16 protein-coding genes are annotated in these 17,280 nt (G+C 60.5%); 15 read left to right on the forward strand and 1 reads right to left on the reverse strand.

Annotated elements, in window-relative coordinates; genetic code table 11:
* The 8 genes from BM235_RS17210 to BM235_RS17245 form a co-directional block, all read left to right on the forward strand.
* On the forward strand, window positions 1–229 hold a 229-nt coding region (locus BM235_RS17210), incomplete at its 5' end, for a transposase (protein ID WP_143106693.1).
* A gap of 142 nt (window positions 230–371) precedes the next feature.
* A complete protein-coding gene (locus BM235_RS17215; RefSeq protein ID WP_090115469.1) occupies window positions 372–842 on the forward strand; it encodes a CBO0543 family protein in 471 nt (156 codons plus the stop codon).
* Window positions 839–1,018 carry a hypothetical protein gene (locus tag BM235_RS17220; RefSeq protein ID WP_090115470.1) on the forward strand — a complete coding sequence of 60 codons (180 nt, stop codon included), beginning with the start codon at window positions 839–841 and terminating at the stop codon, window positions 1,016–1,018. Before BM235_RS17215 ends, BM235_RS17220 begins: the two co-directional genes overlap by 4 nt.
* The gene (locus BM235_RS17225; protein WP_304441412.1) at window positions 1,019–1,324 is read left to right on the forward strand and encodes a CBO0543 family protein; all 306 of its coding nucleotides are present in this window, start codon (window positions 1,019–1,021) and stop codon (window positions 1,322–1,324) included.
* Between the two features lie 70 nt (window positions 1,325–1,394).
* Window positions 1,395–2,846 carry a spore germination protein gene (locus tag BM235_RS17230; RefSeq protein WP_255374439.1) on the forward strand — a complete coding sequence of 484 codons (1,452 nt, stop codon included), beginning with the start codon at window positions 1,395–1,397 and terminating at the stop codon, window positions 2,844–2,846.
* A gap of 12 nt (window positions 2,847–2,858) precedes the next feature.
* The gene (locus BM235_RS17235; protein WP_090115473.1) at window positions 2,859–3,953 is read left to right on the forward strand and encodes a GerAB/ArcD/ProY family transporter; all 1,095 of its coding nucleotides are present in this window, start codon (window positions 2,859–2,861) and stop codon (window positions 3,951–3,953) included.
* Entirely contained in the window at window positions 3,950–5,068 is a 1,119-nt protein-coding gene (locus BM235_RS17240; RefSeq protein ID WP_090115474.1) for a Ger(x)C family spore germination protein, read from the forward strand. Before BM235_RS17235 ends, BM235_RS17240 begins: the two co-directional genes overlap by 4 nt.
* 99 nt (window positions 5,069–5,167) lie before the next feature.
* Entirely contained in the window at window positions 5,168–6,457 is a 1,290-nt protein-coding gene (locus BM235_RS17245) for a class II aldolase/adducin family protein (RefSeq protein WP_090115475.1), read from the forward strand.
* Window positions 6,458–6,495: 38 nt separating this feature from the next.
* Here BM235_RS17245 and BM235_RS31695 read toward each other — a convergent pair whose 3' ends face one another.
* The gene (locus BM235_RS31695; protein ID WP_143106695.1) at window positions 6,496–6,702 is read right to left on the reverse strand and encodes a hypothetical protein; all 207 of its coding nucleotides are present in this window, start codon (window positions 6,700–6,702) and stop codon (window positions 6,496–6,498) included.
* 326 nt (window positions 6,703–7,028) lie between these two features.
* Here BM235_RS31695 and BM235_RS17250 point away from each other — a divergent pair, with 326 nt between their 5' ends.
* From BM235_RS17250 to BM235_RS17280, 7 genes are all read left to right on the forward strand, one after another.
* Window positions 7,029–7,916 (forward strand): fumarylacetoacetate hydrolase family protein, encoded by an 888-nt coding sequence (locus BM235_RS17250; protein ID WP_090115476.1) that lies wholly within the window; start codon window positions 7,029–7,031, stop codon window positions 7,914–7,916.
* Window positions 7,917–8,085: 169 nt separating this feature from the next.
* Window positions 8,086–9,837: a sensor histidine kinase gene (locus tag BM235_RS17255; protein ID WP_090115477.1), complete on the forward strand. Its 1,752-nt coding sequence runs from the start codon at window positions 8,086–8,088 to the stop codon at window positions 9,835–9,837.
* 3 nt (window positions 9,838–9,840) lie between these two features.
* Window positions 9,841–11,499 (forward strand): response regulator, encoded by a 1,659-nt coding sequence (locus BM235_RS17260; RefSeq protein ID WP_090115478.1) that lies wholly within the window; start codon window positions 9,841–9,843, stop codon window positions 11,497–11,499.
* Between the two features lie 97 nt (window positions 11,500–11,596).
* Window positions 11,597–13,294, forward strand: coding sequence for an extracellular solute-binding protein (locus tag BM235_RS17265; protein WP_090115479.1), 1,698 nt, complete (start codon window positions 11,597–11,599; stop codon window positions 13,292–13,294).
* A 97-nt stretch (window positions 13,295–13,391) separates the two neighbouring features.
* A complete protein-coding gene (locus BM235_RS17270) occupies window positions 13,392–14,291 on the forward strand; it encodes an ABC transporter permease (protein WP_090115480.1) in 900 nt (299 codons plus the stop codon).
* 19 nt (window positions 14,292–14,310) lie between these two features.
* Window positions 14,311–15,192, forward strand: coding sequence for a carbohydrate ABC transporter permease (locus tag BM235_RS17275; protein ID WP_090115481.1), 882 nt, complete (start codon window positions 14,311–14,313; stop codon window positions 15,190–15,192).
* A 19-nt stretch (window positions 15,193–15,211) separates the two neighbouring features.
* Complete coding sequence (locus tag BM235_RS17280) at window positions 15,212–17,236, forward strand: hypothetical protein (RefSeq protein WP_090115482.1); 2,025 nt, start codon at window positions 15,212–15,214, stop codon at window positions 17,234–17,236.
* The last annotated feature ends 44 nt before the right edge of the window (window positions 17,237–17,280 follow it).

Genomic DNA, 17,280 nt, shown 5'->3' on the forward strand with positions numbered 1-17,280 from the left:
GGCCAGCAGCAGCCGTATTTCGAAAAGGGGTTCCAAACGCTTACGCAGAGCGCTGTATGTCGCTGTGCAGTGCGGGCTTAGAAAGGGTGTAAACGAACGGCTAAAAGCCTATTACGACAAGAAAAGGAAAGAGGGCAAGCCCTACAAGGTAGTCGTGATCGCTTGCGCCAACAAGCTTTTGCATCACGTCCATGCCATCCTCGTAAAAGGCGAGCCCTACAAAGCCTAAATTCCATATTCACCCAGAAGCATCCGCGCCAACGGAGGCTTCTTTGTGTTAGTTCAAAAACAGTATAGCAATAACGATGCCGCAATCCAACCACATAGGGTTGACAAACATTAGCTGGTTTTTGCTGACCGAATGGTTATGGATGGGAGGCAGCTTTCTGCTCCTGTCGATGCTGGTCGTCCGCTATCTGTCGGGAAGCTGCGCAAGGGAGATTTGGACGGTCTTCTTAACGATGCAGACAGTCAAGTGGTTCGTCGGCGCGCTAAAGTCGGAGTTCCGTCTGGTGGAATTCCCAGTGCGACTCTTTCCTTATGCGACGCATCAAGACTTCGTGACCGACTTCGCGTTATGTCCGACGATGGCCGTTCTCTACGCCATGTTCGTCCGCGAGCGCACGCTTCGCGTTCAGCTATTCTATGCCTTGTGGTTCGCCGCGGCCTATGCGCTGTGGAGCTGGACCATGACGAGATGGACGAACTTGCAGGTTCACCTACGATGGAGCTCCTGGTTCGACTTTTTGCTCGTATTGGTCATGCTTCCGGCCGTGAAGCGAATATCGGACTGGATCGTGACGACGCCCACGGCGGTTGCGGAAGGGCAAGTACGTCCATGAATCTCGAACAGGGGATCGAGATCTCCGTCTGGGTGATGTCCGCCGTGCTGCTGATCGGGCTCATCCCCCCGACTAGACGAAGAGAAGCCGTGCTTAGCATCGTATTCATGCAATTCATTTCTTGGATTTTAAGCTTGGTTGTCGTCGAGTTGCACTTGCTCGACTATCCTCAGTGAATCTTCACCGCAGCGACCCGGGCTAATGTGACCTTCGAATTTTGCGCTTTGCCGACGATCGGCGCGATCTTTAACGTCCGCTATCCTGCTGCCCGTCCTTTCTGGCTTCGCGCCGTTTATGTCATCGCATTCCCGACGATTCTGTCCGCAGTCGAATGGCCGATCGAGGTTTCTACCCATCTCGTCCGTTACGAGCATTGGAATCTCGGGGCGACCTGGATCAGCGAGTTTGCGGTGCTCCAGGCCTGTTATTGGTTCTACCGATGGTTCTTTGGCTTGGCGCGCGGGACGCGGCAGGCGGTCTGAACGCGGCGTATGGCGCTGGGTCCGCCCGGGCAAAATGGAGGAGAATGCCAGCGGTGAACGGAGGTTGACGATGGCTGACGGTAAGGGCAACGATGCGGGAGCGAATGCTGCCGAAAAGACGAAACCTACGCTGGCGCTCGTCGCCGAGTCGGTGAAGGGCTGCGCGGATTGCCTTCATGAGAAGCTCGCAGGCAGCGGCGCCGAACTGATCTATTTTCCGACGCTCGTCGATCTTGACTGCCTTCAGCGGGATCTGATCCGCCCCTTGTCCCAAGCGTCTCCCGAACAGCTGAACTCGCTGCTGTCCGGTGCGCCGTACAGGACCGCGACCGACCTGAAGTCCTGCGCCAAGTCAATCATGGACGGAGCGGCAGCCGTCTTCGCGGGGCAGGACGTCTACCTTTTCGATGCGCCGAAGTCGACCGGCAGGAAGATCGAGCAGTCGGAGACGGAGACGATCATCACCGGTCCCCATGACGGATTCGTCGAAGCGCTCGAGGAGAACCTCGGCGTCATTCGCAAACGGATTCGCAGCCCCAAGTTGAAGTCCGTCGCGCTCGAGGTTGGGGAAGTGGCCAAAACCCGCGCGATCCTGCTGTACGTGGAAGGACTTGCAAACGAACAATTCGTCACGATGTTAACCGACCGCATTCAGGATATCGAGATCGACGGCGTGTCGGATGCGAATATGCTCGTTCAACTGATCGACGAAAATCCGAACTCGCTCTTCCCGCAATACCTCACGACCGAGCGCCCGGACGCCGTCGTCTCGAAGCTGCTCGGCGGCCGCATAGCCGTCATCCTGGACGGGAGTCCGAGCGTGTTTTCGGCACCGACCGCTTTTCTCGAATTTTTCTCGTCGCCGGACGATTATTACCAACGGTGGCCGATCGGGACCGCGTTGCGCATCCTGCGGCTGATCGGCTTCTTGATCACGATTTGCTTTACCGCCTTCTACGTATCGGTGACGACGTTCCATTACGAGATGATCCCCCATACGATGCTGCTGAATCTCGCCGAATCCAGGAGCCGGGTACCGTTCCCGCCGCTCATCGAAGCGCTCCTCATGGAGACGACGATCGAACTGCTGCGGGAAGCAGGCGCGCGCCTGCCGACGAAGATCGGGCAGACGATCGGCATCGTCGGCGGTATCGTCATCGGCCAAGCTGCCGTCCAAGCCGGGTTCACGAGCAACATCCTGATCATCGCGGTCGCGATCTCGGCGATCGCATCGTTCGTCATTCCAAGCTACATCATGAGCGCTTCGCTACGCCTGATCCGATTCGGCCTGATCGTCCTGGCCGGCATCCTAGGCAATTTGGGCCTGATCTTCGGCATCGGCTTCCTCGTCGTTCATATGGCGGGCGTGACCAACCTCGGGACGTCGTATTTGACGCCGATCGCCCCGGCGAAGTTTATGGACATCCTCGACACGCTCGTCAGGGGACCGTTCTGGGCGCTCAAGAAACGACCGAGCCTGAGCCGTTCGCCGAACAAGACGCGTGCGAAAATCAAAAGATAGCGGAGGCATCCCGTGAAGGAAAAACTGAACGGCTTTCATGTGGCACTCCTGATTTTCATGATCGAGCTCGACGTCACCGTATTCATGCTGCCTCGCATGGTCGCCGTTCAGATCGGCACGAACGGTTGGCTCGGCTTCCTGGGCCTGTCGCTGATCGCGGCTTTTAACATCTGGCTCTATCGGCTCGTCTACCGGGCGGGGCAGGGAAGATCCGTATTCGACATCTCCGAAGCCGTCCTTCCCAAGATCGTCCTGTACCCGCTCTATGCGTCGCTGTCTCTCCTATGGCTAGGGATCGGCGCGTTCGCCGGCAAGAGCTTCGTGCTGGTATTCCAGACGCTCAGCTTCCAGACCAGCCCGCCGATGCAGATCTTTGCCGTCTATTGCTTGCTCGTATACGCGCTGCTGGCCAAGGACCTCTACAGCATCGTCAAGGCTTCTACCGTATTTTTTCTGCTGTCCATCTGGATGCTGGTGCTGGCGCCTTATTTCTTTAAGGACTGGAGCATCCACCGATTCACGGCGTTTTTCTTTCATGGCACGGAAAACGGCCACAGCTTATCCGGCATGCTGGACGTGTATGCCGTTTTTATCGGCTACGAGCTTTGCGTGTTCCTGTTTCCCTTTTCGGACGCCAAAACGAAGCTGTTCAAAGGCGTATTTGCCGGCCATGCGATCATCACGGCGACGTATTTGCTTACGATTCTGGTTTCCTTCGGCTTTTTCAGCTTCGAGGAAGTGAAGATCCTGCAGTTTCCGCTTATTCACACGCTGGAGTATATCGAGATGCCCTTCATCAATCGCGTCGAAAATCTGGTTTTTCCGTTCTTCCTGTTCTCCAATCTGGTCACCACGGTCATGTTCGCGTTCGCGGCCCGAAGCGCGCTCGGCCGCATGCTGCCCGGCGTCGAGGCGAAGCGGTTCGCGCTTCCGCTGGCGGCGGCGGTGTTCGCGCTCGGCTTTCTGCCGTCGGTCTTCCGCGAGGCTGCGGCGTTGATCCGCCTGACGTACTTTACGGAGACCTGCGTCGCGTTCATCCTTCCGCTGCTGCTGCTCATTCTCATCAAGATCGGCGGCAAAACGTCCAAGGAGGCCTCCTCGCGATGAGACGCAAGGGAATCGGCTGGCTGCTCGCCCTGTCGCTGCTCAGCGGCTGCGCGGATCAAAAAATACTCGAAAAAATCGGCTTCGCCCGCACGATCATCCTCGAGAAGGCGGAGGGCCAGGACAAAGCCTTGAAGGTCACGATCAGCATTCCGAAAACGAATCAGACCGAAAGCATTGTCTATACGGACGTCGCAAGGAGCTTCAAGCAGGCGAAAATCCATTTCGACATGCAAAACGACCGTCGAATCGTGCTCGGCCAACTGAGGCAGGTCATGTTCGGAGCGTCTCTGGCCCGCCAGGGCGTGTGGCTGCCGATGGAATCGGTCTTTCGCGATCCCGCGATCGGCATCCGCACGCACGTGATCGTCGCCGAGGGGGATATCGGCCGCTTTGTCACGAGAAAGTACGTGCAAGGCGGCACGATGGGCGAATATATCGATAACCTGTTGCGTTCGGATCCCGCCACCCGGGGACAATTCGATACCAATTTGCATACGTTCCTTCGGGATTACTACGATGACGGCGCGGAGCCGGTAGCCACGATCATCGGAGAGACCGTGGAGGGCCTGAAGGTGAAAGGCATCGCGCTGTTCGTGCGCGACCGATACGTCGCGAAGATTCAGGCGGAGGACGCCATGTTCTTTTCCTTGCTTCGCTCCGATGCCAAAAACGTCTCTTTGTTCATGGACGAAGTCGAGACGCCCCGCGGCGCGGGCAGCATCTCTCTGGCCAACGTGATAGGCAAACGCAAGATCAAAATACTGTCGCCGCCCGACCCGAATCGAAAAAAGCCTGCGCGAATCGTGGTCGAGCTCAAGCTCAAAGGCTCTTTAATGGAATACGACGATTTGCTGGAGATGAACAATCTCGCGAGCCAGCCCGTACTCGAGCGGGCGATGGGGAAGTACGTCGCCGATCGATGCGAGCGTCTGATCCGCGAGATGCAAAAGCCGGGCGCGGACGGAATCGGGATCGGCAGCCACGTTCGCGATCGCATGCGATATAAGGATTGGAAGGCGCTCGATTGGAATCAGGCTTTTTCGGACGCAGAGATCGAGGTCGTCGCGGATATTAAGATCAGAGATTACGGCAGACTGATCGACGCCAGCGCGTGAGCGGCCGCGAATGTGACGAATGTCATTGCCGGCGGAGGGCGAATATGGCAATCTGATAGGGTAAGCGGACCATCGACGGTCCGCAGAGGAGGCCTTCCCATGAAGTTCGACGATCTCCCCCCTGCCGATCAGATCATCGAGATGATCGGCCGCATCTACCGGTTCGGCATGACGACGACGTCCGGCGGCAACTTATCCGTCTTGGACGGTGACGGCGATATATGGATTACGCCTGCAGGCGTGGACAAAGGCTCCCTGCGCAGGGAAGATATCGTGCGCGTACGCGCGGACGGAAGCCATCAGGGCTTGCACAAGCCGTCGAGCGAATTTCCCTTTCACCAAGCGATCTACCGGGCGAGACCCGATTTGCGGGCCGTCGTGCATGCGCATCCGCCCGCGCTGGTCTCGTTCAGCATCGTGCGCAAGGTTCCCAACGTCGACATGCTGCCCGGCGAGCGCGAGATTTGCGGCGAAGTCGGGATCGCGCCCTACGCGCTTCCCGGCAGCGCGCAGCTCGGCGCCAACATCGCCGCCGTCTTCGCCGAGGGCAAGCGCTGCGTGATGCTGGAGAACCACGGCATCGTCGTCGGCGGCGACACGCTGGCGGACGCCTACAAGGCGTTCGAGACGCTCGAGTTTTGCGCGCGCATGGAGATCCAGGCGTCCAGCCTCGGCCGTCCGCGGTCGCTCACGCCGGCGCAGCAGGCGTTGGCTGCCGCCGCCGTCGCGGCGCTTCCCGTGCTCCCCGCTCGCAGCGTTCCGATGCCGACCGCCGAGCGCGAGGCGCGCGTCGGGATGCGCGATTTTATCCGCCGCTCTTACGAGCAGCGCCTGTTCACGAGCACGCAGGGCACCTTCTCCGTGAAGCTGGCGGACGACGCGTTTTTAATCACGCCGCACGGATTGGACCGCAAGTACCTGGAGCCCGAGGACCTCGTGCTGGTCCGGGACGGCTTGGCCGAGCAGGGCAAGCAGCCGAGCCGCTCCGTCTTGCTGCACCGGGCGATCTACGCGCAGCAGCCTCATGTCGGCTCGGTGCTGGTCGCCCACTCGCCCTACACGATGGCCTTCGCCCTGACGGACCGGCCGTTCGAGTCGAAGACGATTCCCGAAGCTTACATTTTGCTGCGCGGGATGCCCAAGTTGCCGTTCGAATCCGTCTACGCGTCGGTGGAGGAGACGGCGGCGCGGTTCACGCCGGACGTGCCGCTCGCGCTCGTCGACAACAACTGCGTCATCGCGACGGGCAGCAGCCTGCTGAACGCCTTCGACCGGCTGGAGGTCGCGGAGTACAGCGCCAAGTCGATCATCGAGGCGGCGAATCTCGGCGCCATCGTTCATATGGACGACGCGAGCATTAAGGACATCGAGACTGCTTTCGGGCTGTAAATAAACGCTAGAGCCGCTGCGGCTCTAGCATTTTTTAATTAAAGCGCGAACAGAAGGAATGGCCAATGGTTCCGTCTGCGGCGCGTCCCAGCCTCCATGTTCTCGCGTCTCCCCGGGTCAAGCGGACGTGAAGCATGCAGGCGCAAGATCGTGCGGATCCCTCCGCCCGAGCGGACCGTGCTGACCGATGCGGAGAACAGGGTGATCGAACGCGCCGGGCGGCGCTTCAGCCATGCGACCGGCACGCGCCTCGCGGCTTCTTACGCGGATTATTACATTTTCAACCGCGCCCTGCATCCTGCCGGCGTTCGGCGATTAACGAGACGGGAAGGCGTACGACCGTTTCTCTGTGCTCTTTCCGGACCACAAGATCGTGCGGGTATTCGCTCGGGAGATCGCGCTCGGAGGCGGCAATATTCGCGGCATCGCCCTGCGCGTGCCGGCGGCGGAGCGCCGCCGATGACGGCGAAAAACACTTGCGTTCGGGCGACAAGCTGCTACTATGTTGTGATGAAAGGCATCCAGAGCGGCATCGAATGAACCCCATTCAAAAACGGAGGGCATAATTCACGTGAAGCTTTTAACTTTCTTCAAGCAAGGCAAGCCTTCGCTCGGCATCAAGATCGACGGCGGCATCCTCGACGTAGCGGCCGCGGGCGCGGCTGCGGGACGGCCGGTGCCAGACTCGGTCCAGTCCGCGATCGAGCAGGGATCGGACGCCCTAAGCGCGCTCGCGGAATTGGCGGCGTCGTCCGCAGGAACGTCGTCTCTGCTCCCCGAGTCCGATTTGACGTTCGCGCCATGCGTGACGGCGCCCCGGAAGATCGTATGCGTCGGCTTGAATTATCGCAGGCACGCCGAGGAGACGGGCGCGCCGATCCCGGAATATCCGATTCTGTTCAACAAATTCCACAACGCGCTGGCCGCCCACGGGCAAACGATCGAGATCCCGCGCGTCACCGCCAAGCTGGATTACGAGGCGGAGCTCGCGATCGTGATCGGCAGACGGGCCAAAAACGTCCCGCGCGAGCAGGCGCTGGATTACGTATTCGGCTATAGCTGCGCCAACGACCTGTCCGCGCGGGACCTTCAGATGCGCTCCACGCAGTGGATGCTCGGCAAGATCGGCGACGGCTTCAGTCCGCTCGGGCCGTATGTCGTCACCGCCGACGAGGTCGGCGATCCCGGCAGCCTGGCGATCCGGTCGCTCGTCAACGGAGAAGTACGACAGCGCTCCAACACCTCGGACATGATCTTCGCATGCGACGAGATCGTCAGTTACATTTCCCTACACATGACCCTCGAGCCCGGCGACGTGATCCTGACGGGCACGCCCGAAGGCGTCGTCCTCGGCTATCCGCCGGAGCGGCAGCATTACCTGCAACCGGGCGATGTCGTCACGGTCGAGATCGATCGGCTGGGCGCCTTAACGAACCGCTTCGTAGCCGAACCGCAATAGCGGATCAGCCGCCAATCGCACTCTGCCCGCGAGATTCGCGGGCTTTTCGGCTTGCGCGCGGGCGCAGGACGGCCTCTATCGGCTTTGCAGCTTTTGCTATTGCGAGGCCGGCTTGATGTGGTAGACTTCATTCCATACGATCACCGACCCAGACTACGGGAGTGTGCCTATGAATCTCGTTCATGCGCTCAGGCGAACGTCCATCCTGACCAAGCTCGTGCTTACCTTCATGCTCACGATGACCCCCCTGTACTTCATCAGCCTGCAGATCAACCAGACCGGCTCCAGAAACGTCAAGGAAGAGATCATCGGATCACTCGAATCCAGGCTGCATTATTACCTCAGCGCCTTCGAGGCGGAGATCGGCCGGATCATGCGGCTGCAAGAGCAGTATGCCGTGGACGAGGACATCGACAAGCTCAGCGCGCTCCCGCCGTCGATGAGCGACTACGAAGCGATCGAACTGCAGAAGCGGGTCCAGAACAAGCTGCTCGTCCTGAAAAGTTCCAGTCTGTTCGTCGGAGAGGCCTACGCGTATATCGCCTCGCTGAACAGGACGCTCGATTCGGCGACATACGGCGGCGGCATGCCGGACGAGCGGATCTGGACGCTGCAGTCGCTCGCCCGCCTCCAACAGTCGCCGCTCGCGTTCGCGAACGGCCAGCTCATGATCAATTCCATTTTCCCTTCCCCCGTGTATTCCGAAGATCCGCCCGCCTACATTTTGCAAACGGTGCTTTCCCGCAGGGAGATCATGGCTTTCCTGCCGCAAGCGACGAACCACAAGGACGAGGAAGCGCTCCTGATGAATCTCGGGCAGGGCTGGAGCATCCGCGGCGGCGAAGACCGGACGATGGACGAACGCATCGCAGTTTTTCTCAAGGATCCGGCACGGCTCGGCAGTCCGATCGGCAGGGGCGTCCTCGAGGCCGACGGCCGTTCCTACTGGGTATCGTACGAACGCTCGTCGCTGCTCGATACCTACTTCGTCATCTATTTGCCGGAAAAGGAAATCACGGGCCAGCTACACAAGTATCGGGACTGGATCTGGATCGTATCGTTCGTCTCCTTTTTCGTCATTCTCGCGTTCTCCTACTGGATCTACCGGGTCATTCATAGCCCGCTCCGGAATCTCGTCCGGGCGTTCCGGAGAGTGGAGCATGGCGCCATGGACGTTCATATCAGGCACCGGAACTATACGGAATTCGACTATCTGTACGGCCAGTTCAACTCCATGGTCAGCAAGCTGAACACGCTGATCGAAGAAGTGTACGAGTCGCAGATCCGATCCCAGCGCTCCGAGCTGAAGCAGCTCCAGTCGCAGATCAATCCGCATTTTTTGTACAATACCTACTTCATGGTCCGGCGGCTGGCCGAGGAATACGATTACGACAACGTCGCGCGGCTCGCGCAGCATCTGGGCGATTACTTTCTGTACATCACGCGCAACGCCGACGACCTCGTGCGGCTGGAGACGGAATGGGCGCACACGTTCTCGTATATCGAGATTCAATCCATGCGGTTCGGAGAGCGGATCCGCACGTCGGTCGGCGAACTTCCCGAATGCTGCCGGAACTTGCTCGTGCCGAAGCTGTTCCTCCAGCCTATCGTCGAGAACGCTTACAATCACGGCTTGAAGGACAAGCTCGCGGGCGGGATCGCGGAGTTGTCGGCGCGCGTCGAGGAAGGAATCGTGCGCATCCGCATCCAGGACAACGGCGACGACTACGACGAGGCTCGCATCGAGCGCGTCCGCAGGCTGCTGGTGTACAGCGACATCGAGGTCGAGCGGACGGGCCTGATCAACGTTCACCGGCGGCTGCAGCTCACGTTCGGCAAAGCGTACGGAATCCGGATCTCGCGGGGCGAGATGGGCGGACTGGCCGTGGATATTACGATACCGCAACAGGGAGAGGGATAAAGCATGCAACGAATCTTGATCGTCGACGACGAGGAATACATCGTGCAGGGGCTGGTCGGCCTCATTCAGCGCGCGGAGGATCTAGAGCTTGAAGTGTACAAGGCGACCTCCGCGGAGCAGGCGCTCGACTGGCTCGGGCGGACGAAGATCGATATCGTGCTATCGGATATCTCGATGCCCGGGATGGACGGGATCGCGCTGCAGAAGGAGATTATGGCGCTGTGGCCGAACTGCCGGGTCATCTTTCTGACCGGCTTCAGCGATTTTTCGTACGTCAAGGAAGCGCTGCGCCACCAGGCCGTGGACTACATCCTGAAGGCGGAGGGGGACGAGGTTATCTTGGGGGCCGTGCGTCGGGCGGCGGATCTGCTGAACCGGGAGTTCGAGCGCGCGGGATTGCTGGAGCGGGCCGAGGAGCAGCTGGAAAAAGCCGTGCCGGCGCTGCAGAAGGAGCTGCTGACGGACGTGCTGCTCGGCGAGCTTCGCGAGCCGGACGATCTGAAGGCGCAATTCGGCGAGCTTCGCATTCCGCTGAGTCCGGAGCAGCCGGTGCTGCTGATCGTCGGCAAGGCCGACGAGTGGCCGATCGGGGACGGCGTATCGAATCGCGCGCTGCTGCTCCAAGCCGTCCGGCAGATCGCCGCGGAGCTGCTCGGTTCTTCGGCCAGGCTCGTCTCTTTTCCGTACGAGCGAGGGAAACTGGTCTGGTTCCTCCAGCCGTTGCCCGGCGAAGACGACGGGATCCAGCAGGAGCCGCGGGAGGAGCAGCGACTCGTCCGGTTTGCCGAGGGGACGCTGGAGTCCGTTCAGGAAAACGTCCGGCAGCATTTCGGCCTTCGCATGTCGTTCGCGCTTGCGAAGCGGGCGGTGCCCTGGTCCGAGGCGGCGGGGAAATTCGGTCGGCTGCAGCAGCTGCTGGGCAGCGGCGCCTACTTGGGACAGGAGGCGCTGCTCACCGAAGACGTCTCGCCGCTGGAGCCGGATGCGGACCGTCGCCGCTCGGGCGTCGTCCGCGCCGTTCGCCGCGCGGGACAGCTCGAAGAGCATCTTGAGAACGGACGAAAAACCGAGTTTGTCGCCAACCTGGAGGCGCTCGCTTCCGAGGCCGAGGCACAGACGCCCACGACGCGAATGATCGCCTACCATCGGCTGGCCGCGCTGTTCATGGCCCATATGGCCAAAATCGGCGCTTATCCGGCGATCGAGGCCAAGCTGGACTTGTCGAAGCTGGGCGGCTATGAAGCACACGGATCGTGGGAAGCCGCGGTCGCCTACTTCCGCGAGCTGGCGGAGCTCAACTTCGAATTCGGCCTATCGGATGCCCGGCGGCATCAGCATCGCCTCGTGCAGCGGGTCCATCAGTTCATCGGGGACAATCTGGCGGGGGACCTGTCGCTCACCCGGATCGGAGAGTGGCTGTCGATGAACCCGTATTACCTGTCGCGCCTGTTCAAGCAGTTGACCGGCGATAATCTTACCGAGACCATTGTGGCTTGTCGGCTGGACCGCGCCAAGCAGATGCTGCTGGACACCAATCTCAAGGTTATCGAGATCGCGGCCCGCGTCGGTTTCGAATCCAATGCGTATTTCCACCGTTTTTTCAAAAAATCGACCGGTCTGACCCCCCAGGAATTCCGCGAATCCGCAAAGTCGGATAAATAGGTCAGTAAAAATACAAATCGTCCAATTGAGCGAAGTTTACGTCCGCATCATACTTAAAGCGTAGCCCATTAACAATCATGTGCAGGGGGACGGTCGCATGCAATCGAGGATAACGAAGACGTGGATCGCGGCGCTGACGCTGGCGCTGCTGGCGACGGCTTGCTCGGGAAAAGAACAAGAAAACGCGGGCGAACCGTCCGCCGCGGTATCGCCCTCCGCAACGGCTGCGGCCGCCGGCAGCGCGTCCGCCTCGGCCGAGGAAGCGGTCAACCCGCTCGGCAAGTACGATCCGCCCATCGAGATGAGCTTCGGCAAGCTGATCGACCAGTCGATGAAATTCAAGGAAGGCGAGTCGATCGAGAACAACGCCTGGACCAAGCTGTACGAGGAGAAGCTCGGCATCAAGGTCGAATTCGACTGGACGGTCGCGGGTACGGAGGATCAATACTTCCAGAAGCTGAACGTCGCGGTCGCTTCGAACAACATCCCGGATTCGTTCATGGTCAATGCCCAGACGCTGGCCAAGCTGGCCGAAGCGGGCCAGATCGAGGATCTGACGCCCGTGTTCGATAAATACTTGACCCCCACGACTAAAGAGCTGTACTACGCGGACGGCGGCAACGCGCTCCGGGCGGCGACGTTCGACGGCAAGCTGATGGCGATACCGAACATATCGTCCGAGATCGACAGCACCTCGATGCTATGGGTCCGCACGGACTGGCTCGAGAAGCTGAAGCTGCCGGAGCCCAAGACGATGGACGACGTATACGCCATCTCCGAAGCCTTCGCGAAGCAGGACCCGGACGGCAACGGCAAGGCGGACACGTACGGACTCGGCGTCGACAAGCTGCTCTGGGACGGCTTCCCCGGGCTTGAAGGCTTCTTCAACGGCTTCCACGCCTACCCCAACATGTGGGTGCCGGACGCGTCGGGCAAGCTGGTCAGCGGCAACGTCCAGCCGCAGATGAAGGCGGCGCTCGCCAAGCTTCAGGAGATGTACAAGGCGGGCCAGATCGACAAGGAGTTCGGCATCAAGGATAGCGCCAAGGTCGCAGAATCGCTCATCGCCGGCAAGCTCGGCTTGTACTATGGCCAGCCCTGGACGCCGCTGTGGCCGATGCAGGACGGCAAAAACCTAGACCCGAACATGGAGTGGAAGGCGTACCCGCTGCCGAGCGTCGACGCCGAGCCGGCCAAGACGCAGTCGCTGTTCCCGATCAAGCAGTACTTCGTCGTGAAAAAGGGTTTCAAGCATCCGGAAGCGCTCGTGAAGCTCGCGAACATCTACAAGAGCGACGAGGTCGCGAACAATCAGGAGCTCTACTCGAGCAAAGACGGCATCGCTTTCTTCAAGTACGCGGTGACGGCCGGCAGCGATCCGCACCAGAATCTGAACGCCTACAAGAAGCTGTCCGCGGCGATCTCGGCCAAGGATCCGAGCGGACTGTCGCCCAGCGATAAGGCCGGCTACGACCATATTCAAAAGTATCTCAACGGCGATAACGTATCTTGGGGCAATTATCTGGTCTTCGGACCCGGAAGCTCTTATTCCATCATCGACCAGTATCTGACGGACAAACGTATTCAGTACGACGCCTTCTTCGGCGCCCCTACGCCGGCCATGACCGAGAAGACGGCCGCGCTGAACAAGCTGCAGCTCGAAGCGTTCACGAAGATCATCATGGGCGAAGCGCCGATCGACGCCTTTGACAAGTACGTGACCGACTTCAACAAGCTCGGCGGCGAGCAGATGACGCGGGAAGTGAACGAATGGTACGCCAAGCAAGGGAAATAAGTCGCGCGGAAGTTTCGCACTAAGCATCGGGGGAAAGCAATACCACTTGCTTTCCCTTTCTTATTCTCAATTTACAGGGAGAGGAAGGTAACGGAGGATGGCATTTCTCAAAACTTGGCGGAATCTCCCCTTGCATATCATGATCTTCCCCGCGCTGGCGCTCGTGCTCGTCTACAGTTACGTCCCGATGGTCGGCATCGTCATCGGATTCCAAAGCTTTCTGCCCGGCAAAGGTCTGTTCGGCTCCGAGTGGATCGGACTCGAGAACTTCCGCTATCTGCTGGACATGCCGGATACGCTCCAGGTGCTGCGGAACACGCTGCTTATCGCCTCGCTCAAGATCGTCGTCGGCGAATTTTTCCCCATCTTCGTCGCGCTGCTGCTGAACGAGGTGCGCAAGCTGTGGTTCAAACGCGGCGTGCAAACGCTGATCTACCTGCCCTATTTCATGTCGTGGGTCATCCTGGGCGGCATCCTGATCGATATCCTGTCCCCGTCTCAAGGCATCGTCAATCAAATGCTTGGCTGGATCGGCTTCGAGCCCGTCTACTTCCTCGGCAGCAACGACTGGTTCCCTTATACGATGGTCATGTCCCACGTCTGGAAGGAATTCGGCTTCAATACGATCGTCTACCTCGCCATCCTGACGAGCATCAGCCCGTCGCTGTACGAAGCGGCGGTCATCGACGGGGCCGGACGTTGGAAGCAGACCCTTCACGTCACGCTCCCGGGGATGGTTCCGATTATCCTGCTCATGACGACGCTGAGTCTCGGCAACGTGCTCAATGCCGGATTCGATCAGATATTTATCCTCTACAGCCCTTCCGTCTACGACAGCGGCGACATTATCGATACGCTCGTCTTCCGGACGGGGCTCCAGAACGCCCAATACGGCGTCGCGACCGCCGTCGGCCTGTTCAAGTCCGTCGTATCCTTTCTATTAATATCGGTCTCCTATATCGTCTCTTACCGGATGGCCAACTACAGAATCTTCTAGTGCGGAGGAAGGGTTGCGAATGCAGCATATAGCCCCCAGCAGAAAAGCGTTTCTCGTCGCGAACTATGCCTTCTTGTGCCTGCTCGCGGTCAGCTGCGTGCTGCCGCTCGTATACGTGCTGGCGATGTCGTTCAGCTCGAGCAGCGCGGCGGCCGGAGGACTCGTCACGCTGTGGCCGGTCGGCTTCACGACGAAGTCCTACGAATACATTCTGGAAAAGCCGGCGTTCAGTCAAGCATTCCTCGTGACGCTGGAGCGGGTCGCACTGGGAACGGCCGTCAACATGTTCCTGTCGATTCTGACCGCTTACCCGCTGTCCAAGGAGTCGACGCAGTTCAAGCCGCGCACCTTCTATGCCTGGGTCTTCGTGTTCACCATCCTGTTCTCGGGCGGCCTTATTCCATGGTATGTCACGATCCAATGGACGGGTATCAACGATACGATCTGGGCGCTGATCCTCCCTGGCGCCGTCCCCGTCTTCAACATCATCTTGCTGCTCAACTTCTTCCGCAAGCTGCCGAGGGAACTGGAGGAATCGGCTTTTATCGACGGCGCGGGCCATTGGACGACGCTGATCCGCATCTTCGTGCCTCTGTCGATGCCGGCGATGGCGACGATCATGCTGCTCACGATCGTGACGCATTGGAATTCCTGGTTTGACGGTCTTATCCTCATGAACAAGCCCGAGCATTATCCGCTCTCGACCTATCTGCAGACGATCATGACACAGATGAATCTGACGACGCTGACCGCGGAGCAGATGGAGGATCTGGCGAACGTGTCGGATCGCACCGCGAAGGCCGCCCAGCTGTTCCTCGGGGCGCTGCCGATCCTGCTCGTGTATCCTTTCCTGCAGCGGTTTTTCGTGACCGGCATCGTCATGGGCAGCGTCAAAGAATAACCCGGGGGAGGAGAACGGCATGCAAGCGTCATCTATATACAGTACACCCGTATCGTACATTCTGAGAGTGGTCGGCCTGTCCGAAGGGGATGAAGAGGAATGGGCGCGTACGCTCGATTTCGCGGACGCCGGGGCGTTCGACGCCGTCATGTGCTTCAACGCGACCGGAGAGATGCCACCGCACCCCCCGCTCGGGACGATCCGGGAGCGCGTCCCGTTCCTCGCCCGGCGCATGGCGGACATCCGCGCGCGCGGCATGTCGCCGATGCTGAATTATTTTGTGACGCTCGGACACGGCGAAGCGAAGCCGGCGGCGGGCATGGACCGGTTCCAGCCGATCGTCGACGGTCTGGGGCGCGAGCCGATGGGCTGCTATTGCCCGCTGGACGAATCGTTCGCGGCGTATCTCGCGGAGGCTTTCCAGCTGCATGCCCTGGCCGGCGCGGACAGTCTGTGGATCGACGACGACTTCCGCCTGTACGGGCGCGACGGCGCGGAGACGATGCAGTGCTTCTGCCCGCTGCACATCGGCGCGTTCGCGGAGCAGCACGGCGAGACGTGGACCCGCGAGGCGCTCTACGAGCGGCTCCTTCGCATGGACGCTCCAGACCGCGAGCTGCGCGCGCGCTGGTTCAGGCTGCAGGGCGATTCGCTCGCGGGACTGGCCGCGAAGCTCCGGGACGCGGTCGCCGCCGCCGACCCGGCGGCCGGAATGGGACTGATGGTCGTCCCGCCTTTCATGAACGGACTCGGCGGGCGGCGGCTGGACGCCGAGATCGACGCGCTGCGCACGCCGGCGCTGCCGGACCCATGGGTGCGGACGGGCGGCGGCTTCTATCACGACGAGCGTCCGCTCGACCTGCTCGACAAGATCGTGAACGCGGTCGATCCGCTGCCCGCCATGATCGGCGTGCCCGCGCGGCTGTGCGGCGAGATCGAGAACTATCCGTTCCCCGTCGGCTACAAGTCGGCGACGATGCTGCGGATGGAAATGTACCTGAATGTCGTATCCGCAAGCGGTCATCTGACTTTCAGCATCCACGACTTCTATCTGGGCAATCACGATCCGTCCGGCAACGTCCTGCCGATGCTGCGCGAGACCAAGCCTTATTTGCGGGCGGTCGCCGCGGCAATGGTAGGCAAGGTCCGCAGGGGCGCTTCCTTCCCGTACCACCCGCGCCTGGCGGAGGTGCGGGCGCTCACGCCGGAAGGCTATGCCTCCCGGTGGAACGTAAATCTGGCTCGCCTCGGCATCCCGCAGTCGCCGTCGGACGCTTCGCCGCCGCTGCTGATCGGCACGACGGCGAACCTGTATTCCGACACGGAGGCCGAAGCGCTGCTGGCGCGGGGAGCGATGCTGGACGCGGAGGCTTACTGGATCTTGCGGGAGCGCGGATTGTTGACGGAATGCCCCATCACCGTCGAACGCAGGCAGCCGGGCGGAAAGATCCAGACAGAGCGGGTCGTATGCAAGCGGGCACCCGACTGGCTGAAGGGCAAGAACCTTGCGGTGCGCTGGCATGTGTCGTATTTGGACGGCTATTCGCTGGAAGCGACGGCAGGCGCGGAAGACTTGTCGCTGCTGCTGGATGCCGAAGGCGACCGCTTGTCCGCAGGCGTCGTCGTGACGGATCGGCCGTATCGGCTGGCGGTCTTCCTGCACGCGGGCGAGCCGATGCGGGAGCTGGGCCGGCAGTGGCTGGTGCAGGAGGCGCTCTGCCGCGTCGCAGAAGGCAAGCTGCCCCCGATGGTGGAAGGCACGCTCAATCACTATCCGGTCTGGTGGGAGGGGGGCGGCGAAGCGGTGCTTGGCTTGTGCAACTTCGGGCTCGAAGCTTTTGCGCGCATGACCTTGCGTCTGCCGGAAGGAAGGCCGATCGTATCGGTGCAGCGCCTCGCGCGGGACGGCGAATGGACGGACGCGGATTATGGCGCGTCGCCCCATGTCTCGGGTTCGGGACTGAGCCTGATCATGCACGGCGACAGCGTGCCTCGGCCGCTGTCTTTCGAGACGTTCCGGATTCGGTATGCGGCAGATCGATAGAGCGGTTGAACGGCAAACAGAAAGGTGGCGGAAGGAGAAGAGCA

It is taken from the genome of Cohnella sp. OV330 (assembly GCF_900112065.1).
In the GTDB taxonomy this organism is placed as follows: Bacteria; Bacillota; Bacilli; order Paenibacillales; family Paenibacillaceae; genus Cohnella.

What these genes read in the sequence shown, in the direction of transcription:
- BM235_RS17215 (WP_090115469.1), top strand. Translation starts at nt 372, where the DNA reads ATGGGAGGCAGCTTTCTGCTCCTGTCGATGCTGGTCGTCCGCTATCTG.
- BM235_RS17220 (WP_090115470.1), top strand. Translation starts at nt 839, where the DNA reads ATGAATCTCGAACAGGGGATCGAGATCTCCGTCTGGGTGATGTCCGCC.
- BM235_RS17230 (WP_255374439.1), top strand. Translation starts at nt 1,395, where the DNA reads ATGGCTGACGGTAAGGGCAACGATGCGGGAGCGAATGCTGCCGAAAAG.
- BM235_RS17240 (WP_090115474.1), top strand. Translation starts at nt 3,950, where the DNA reads ATGAGACGCAAGGGAATCGGCTGGCTGCTCGCCCTGTCGCTGCTCAGC.
- BM235_RS17245 (WP_090115475.1), top strand. Translation starts at nt 5,168, where the DNA reads ATGAAGTTCGACGATCTCCCCCCTGCCGATCAGATCATCGAGATGATC.
- BM235_RS17255 (WP_090115477.1), top strand. Translation starts at nt 8,086, where the DNA reads ATGAATCTCGTTCATGCGCTCAGGCGAACGTCCATCCTGACCAAGCTC.
- BM235_RS17260 (WP_090115478.1), top strand. Translation starts at nt 9,841, where the DNA reads ATGCAACGAATCTTGATCGTCGACGACGAGGAATACATCGTGCAGGGG.
- BM235_RS17265 (WP_090115479.1), top strand. Translation starts at nt 11,597, where the DNA reads ATGCAATCGAGGATAACGAAGACGTGGATCGCGGCGCTGACGCTGGCG.
- BM235_RS17270 (WP_090115480.1), top strand. Translation starts at nt 13,392, where the DNA reads ATGGCATTTCTCAAAACTTGGCGGAATCTCCCCTTGCATATCATGATC.
- BM235_RS17275 (WP_090115481.1), top strand. Translation starts at nt 14,311, where the DNA reads ATGCAGCATATAGCCCCCAGCAGAAAAGCGTTTCTCGTCGCGAACTAT.
- BM235_RS17280 (WP_090115482.1), top strand. Translation starts at nt 15,212, where the DNA reads ATGCAAGCGTCATCTATATACAGTACACCCGTATCGTACATTCTGAGA.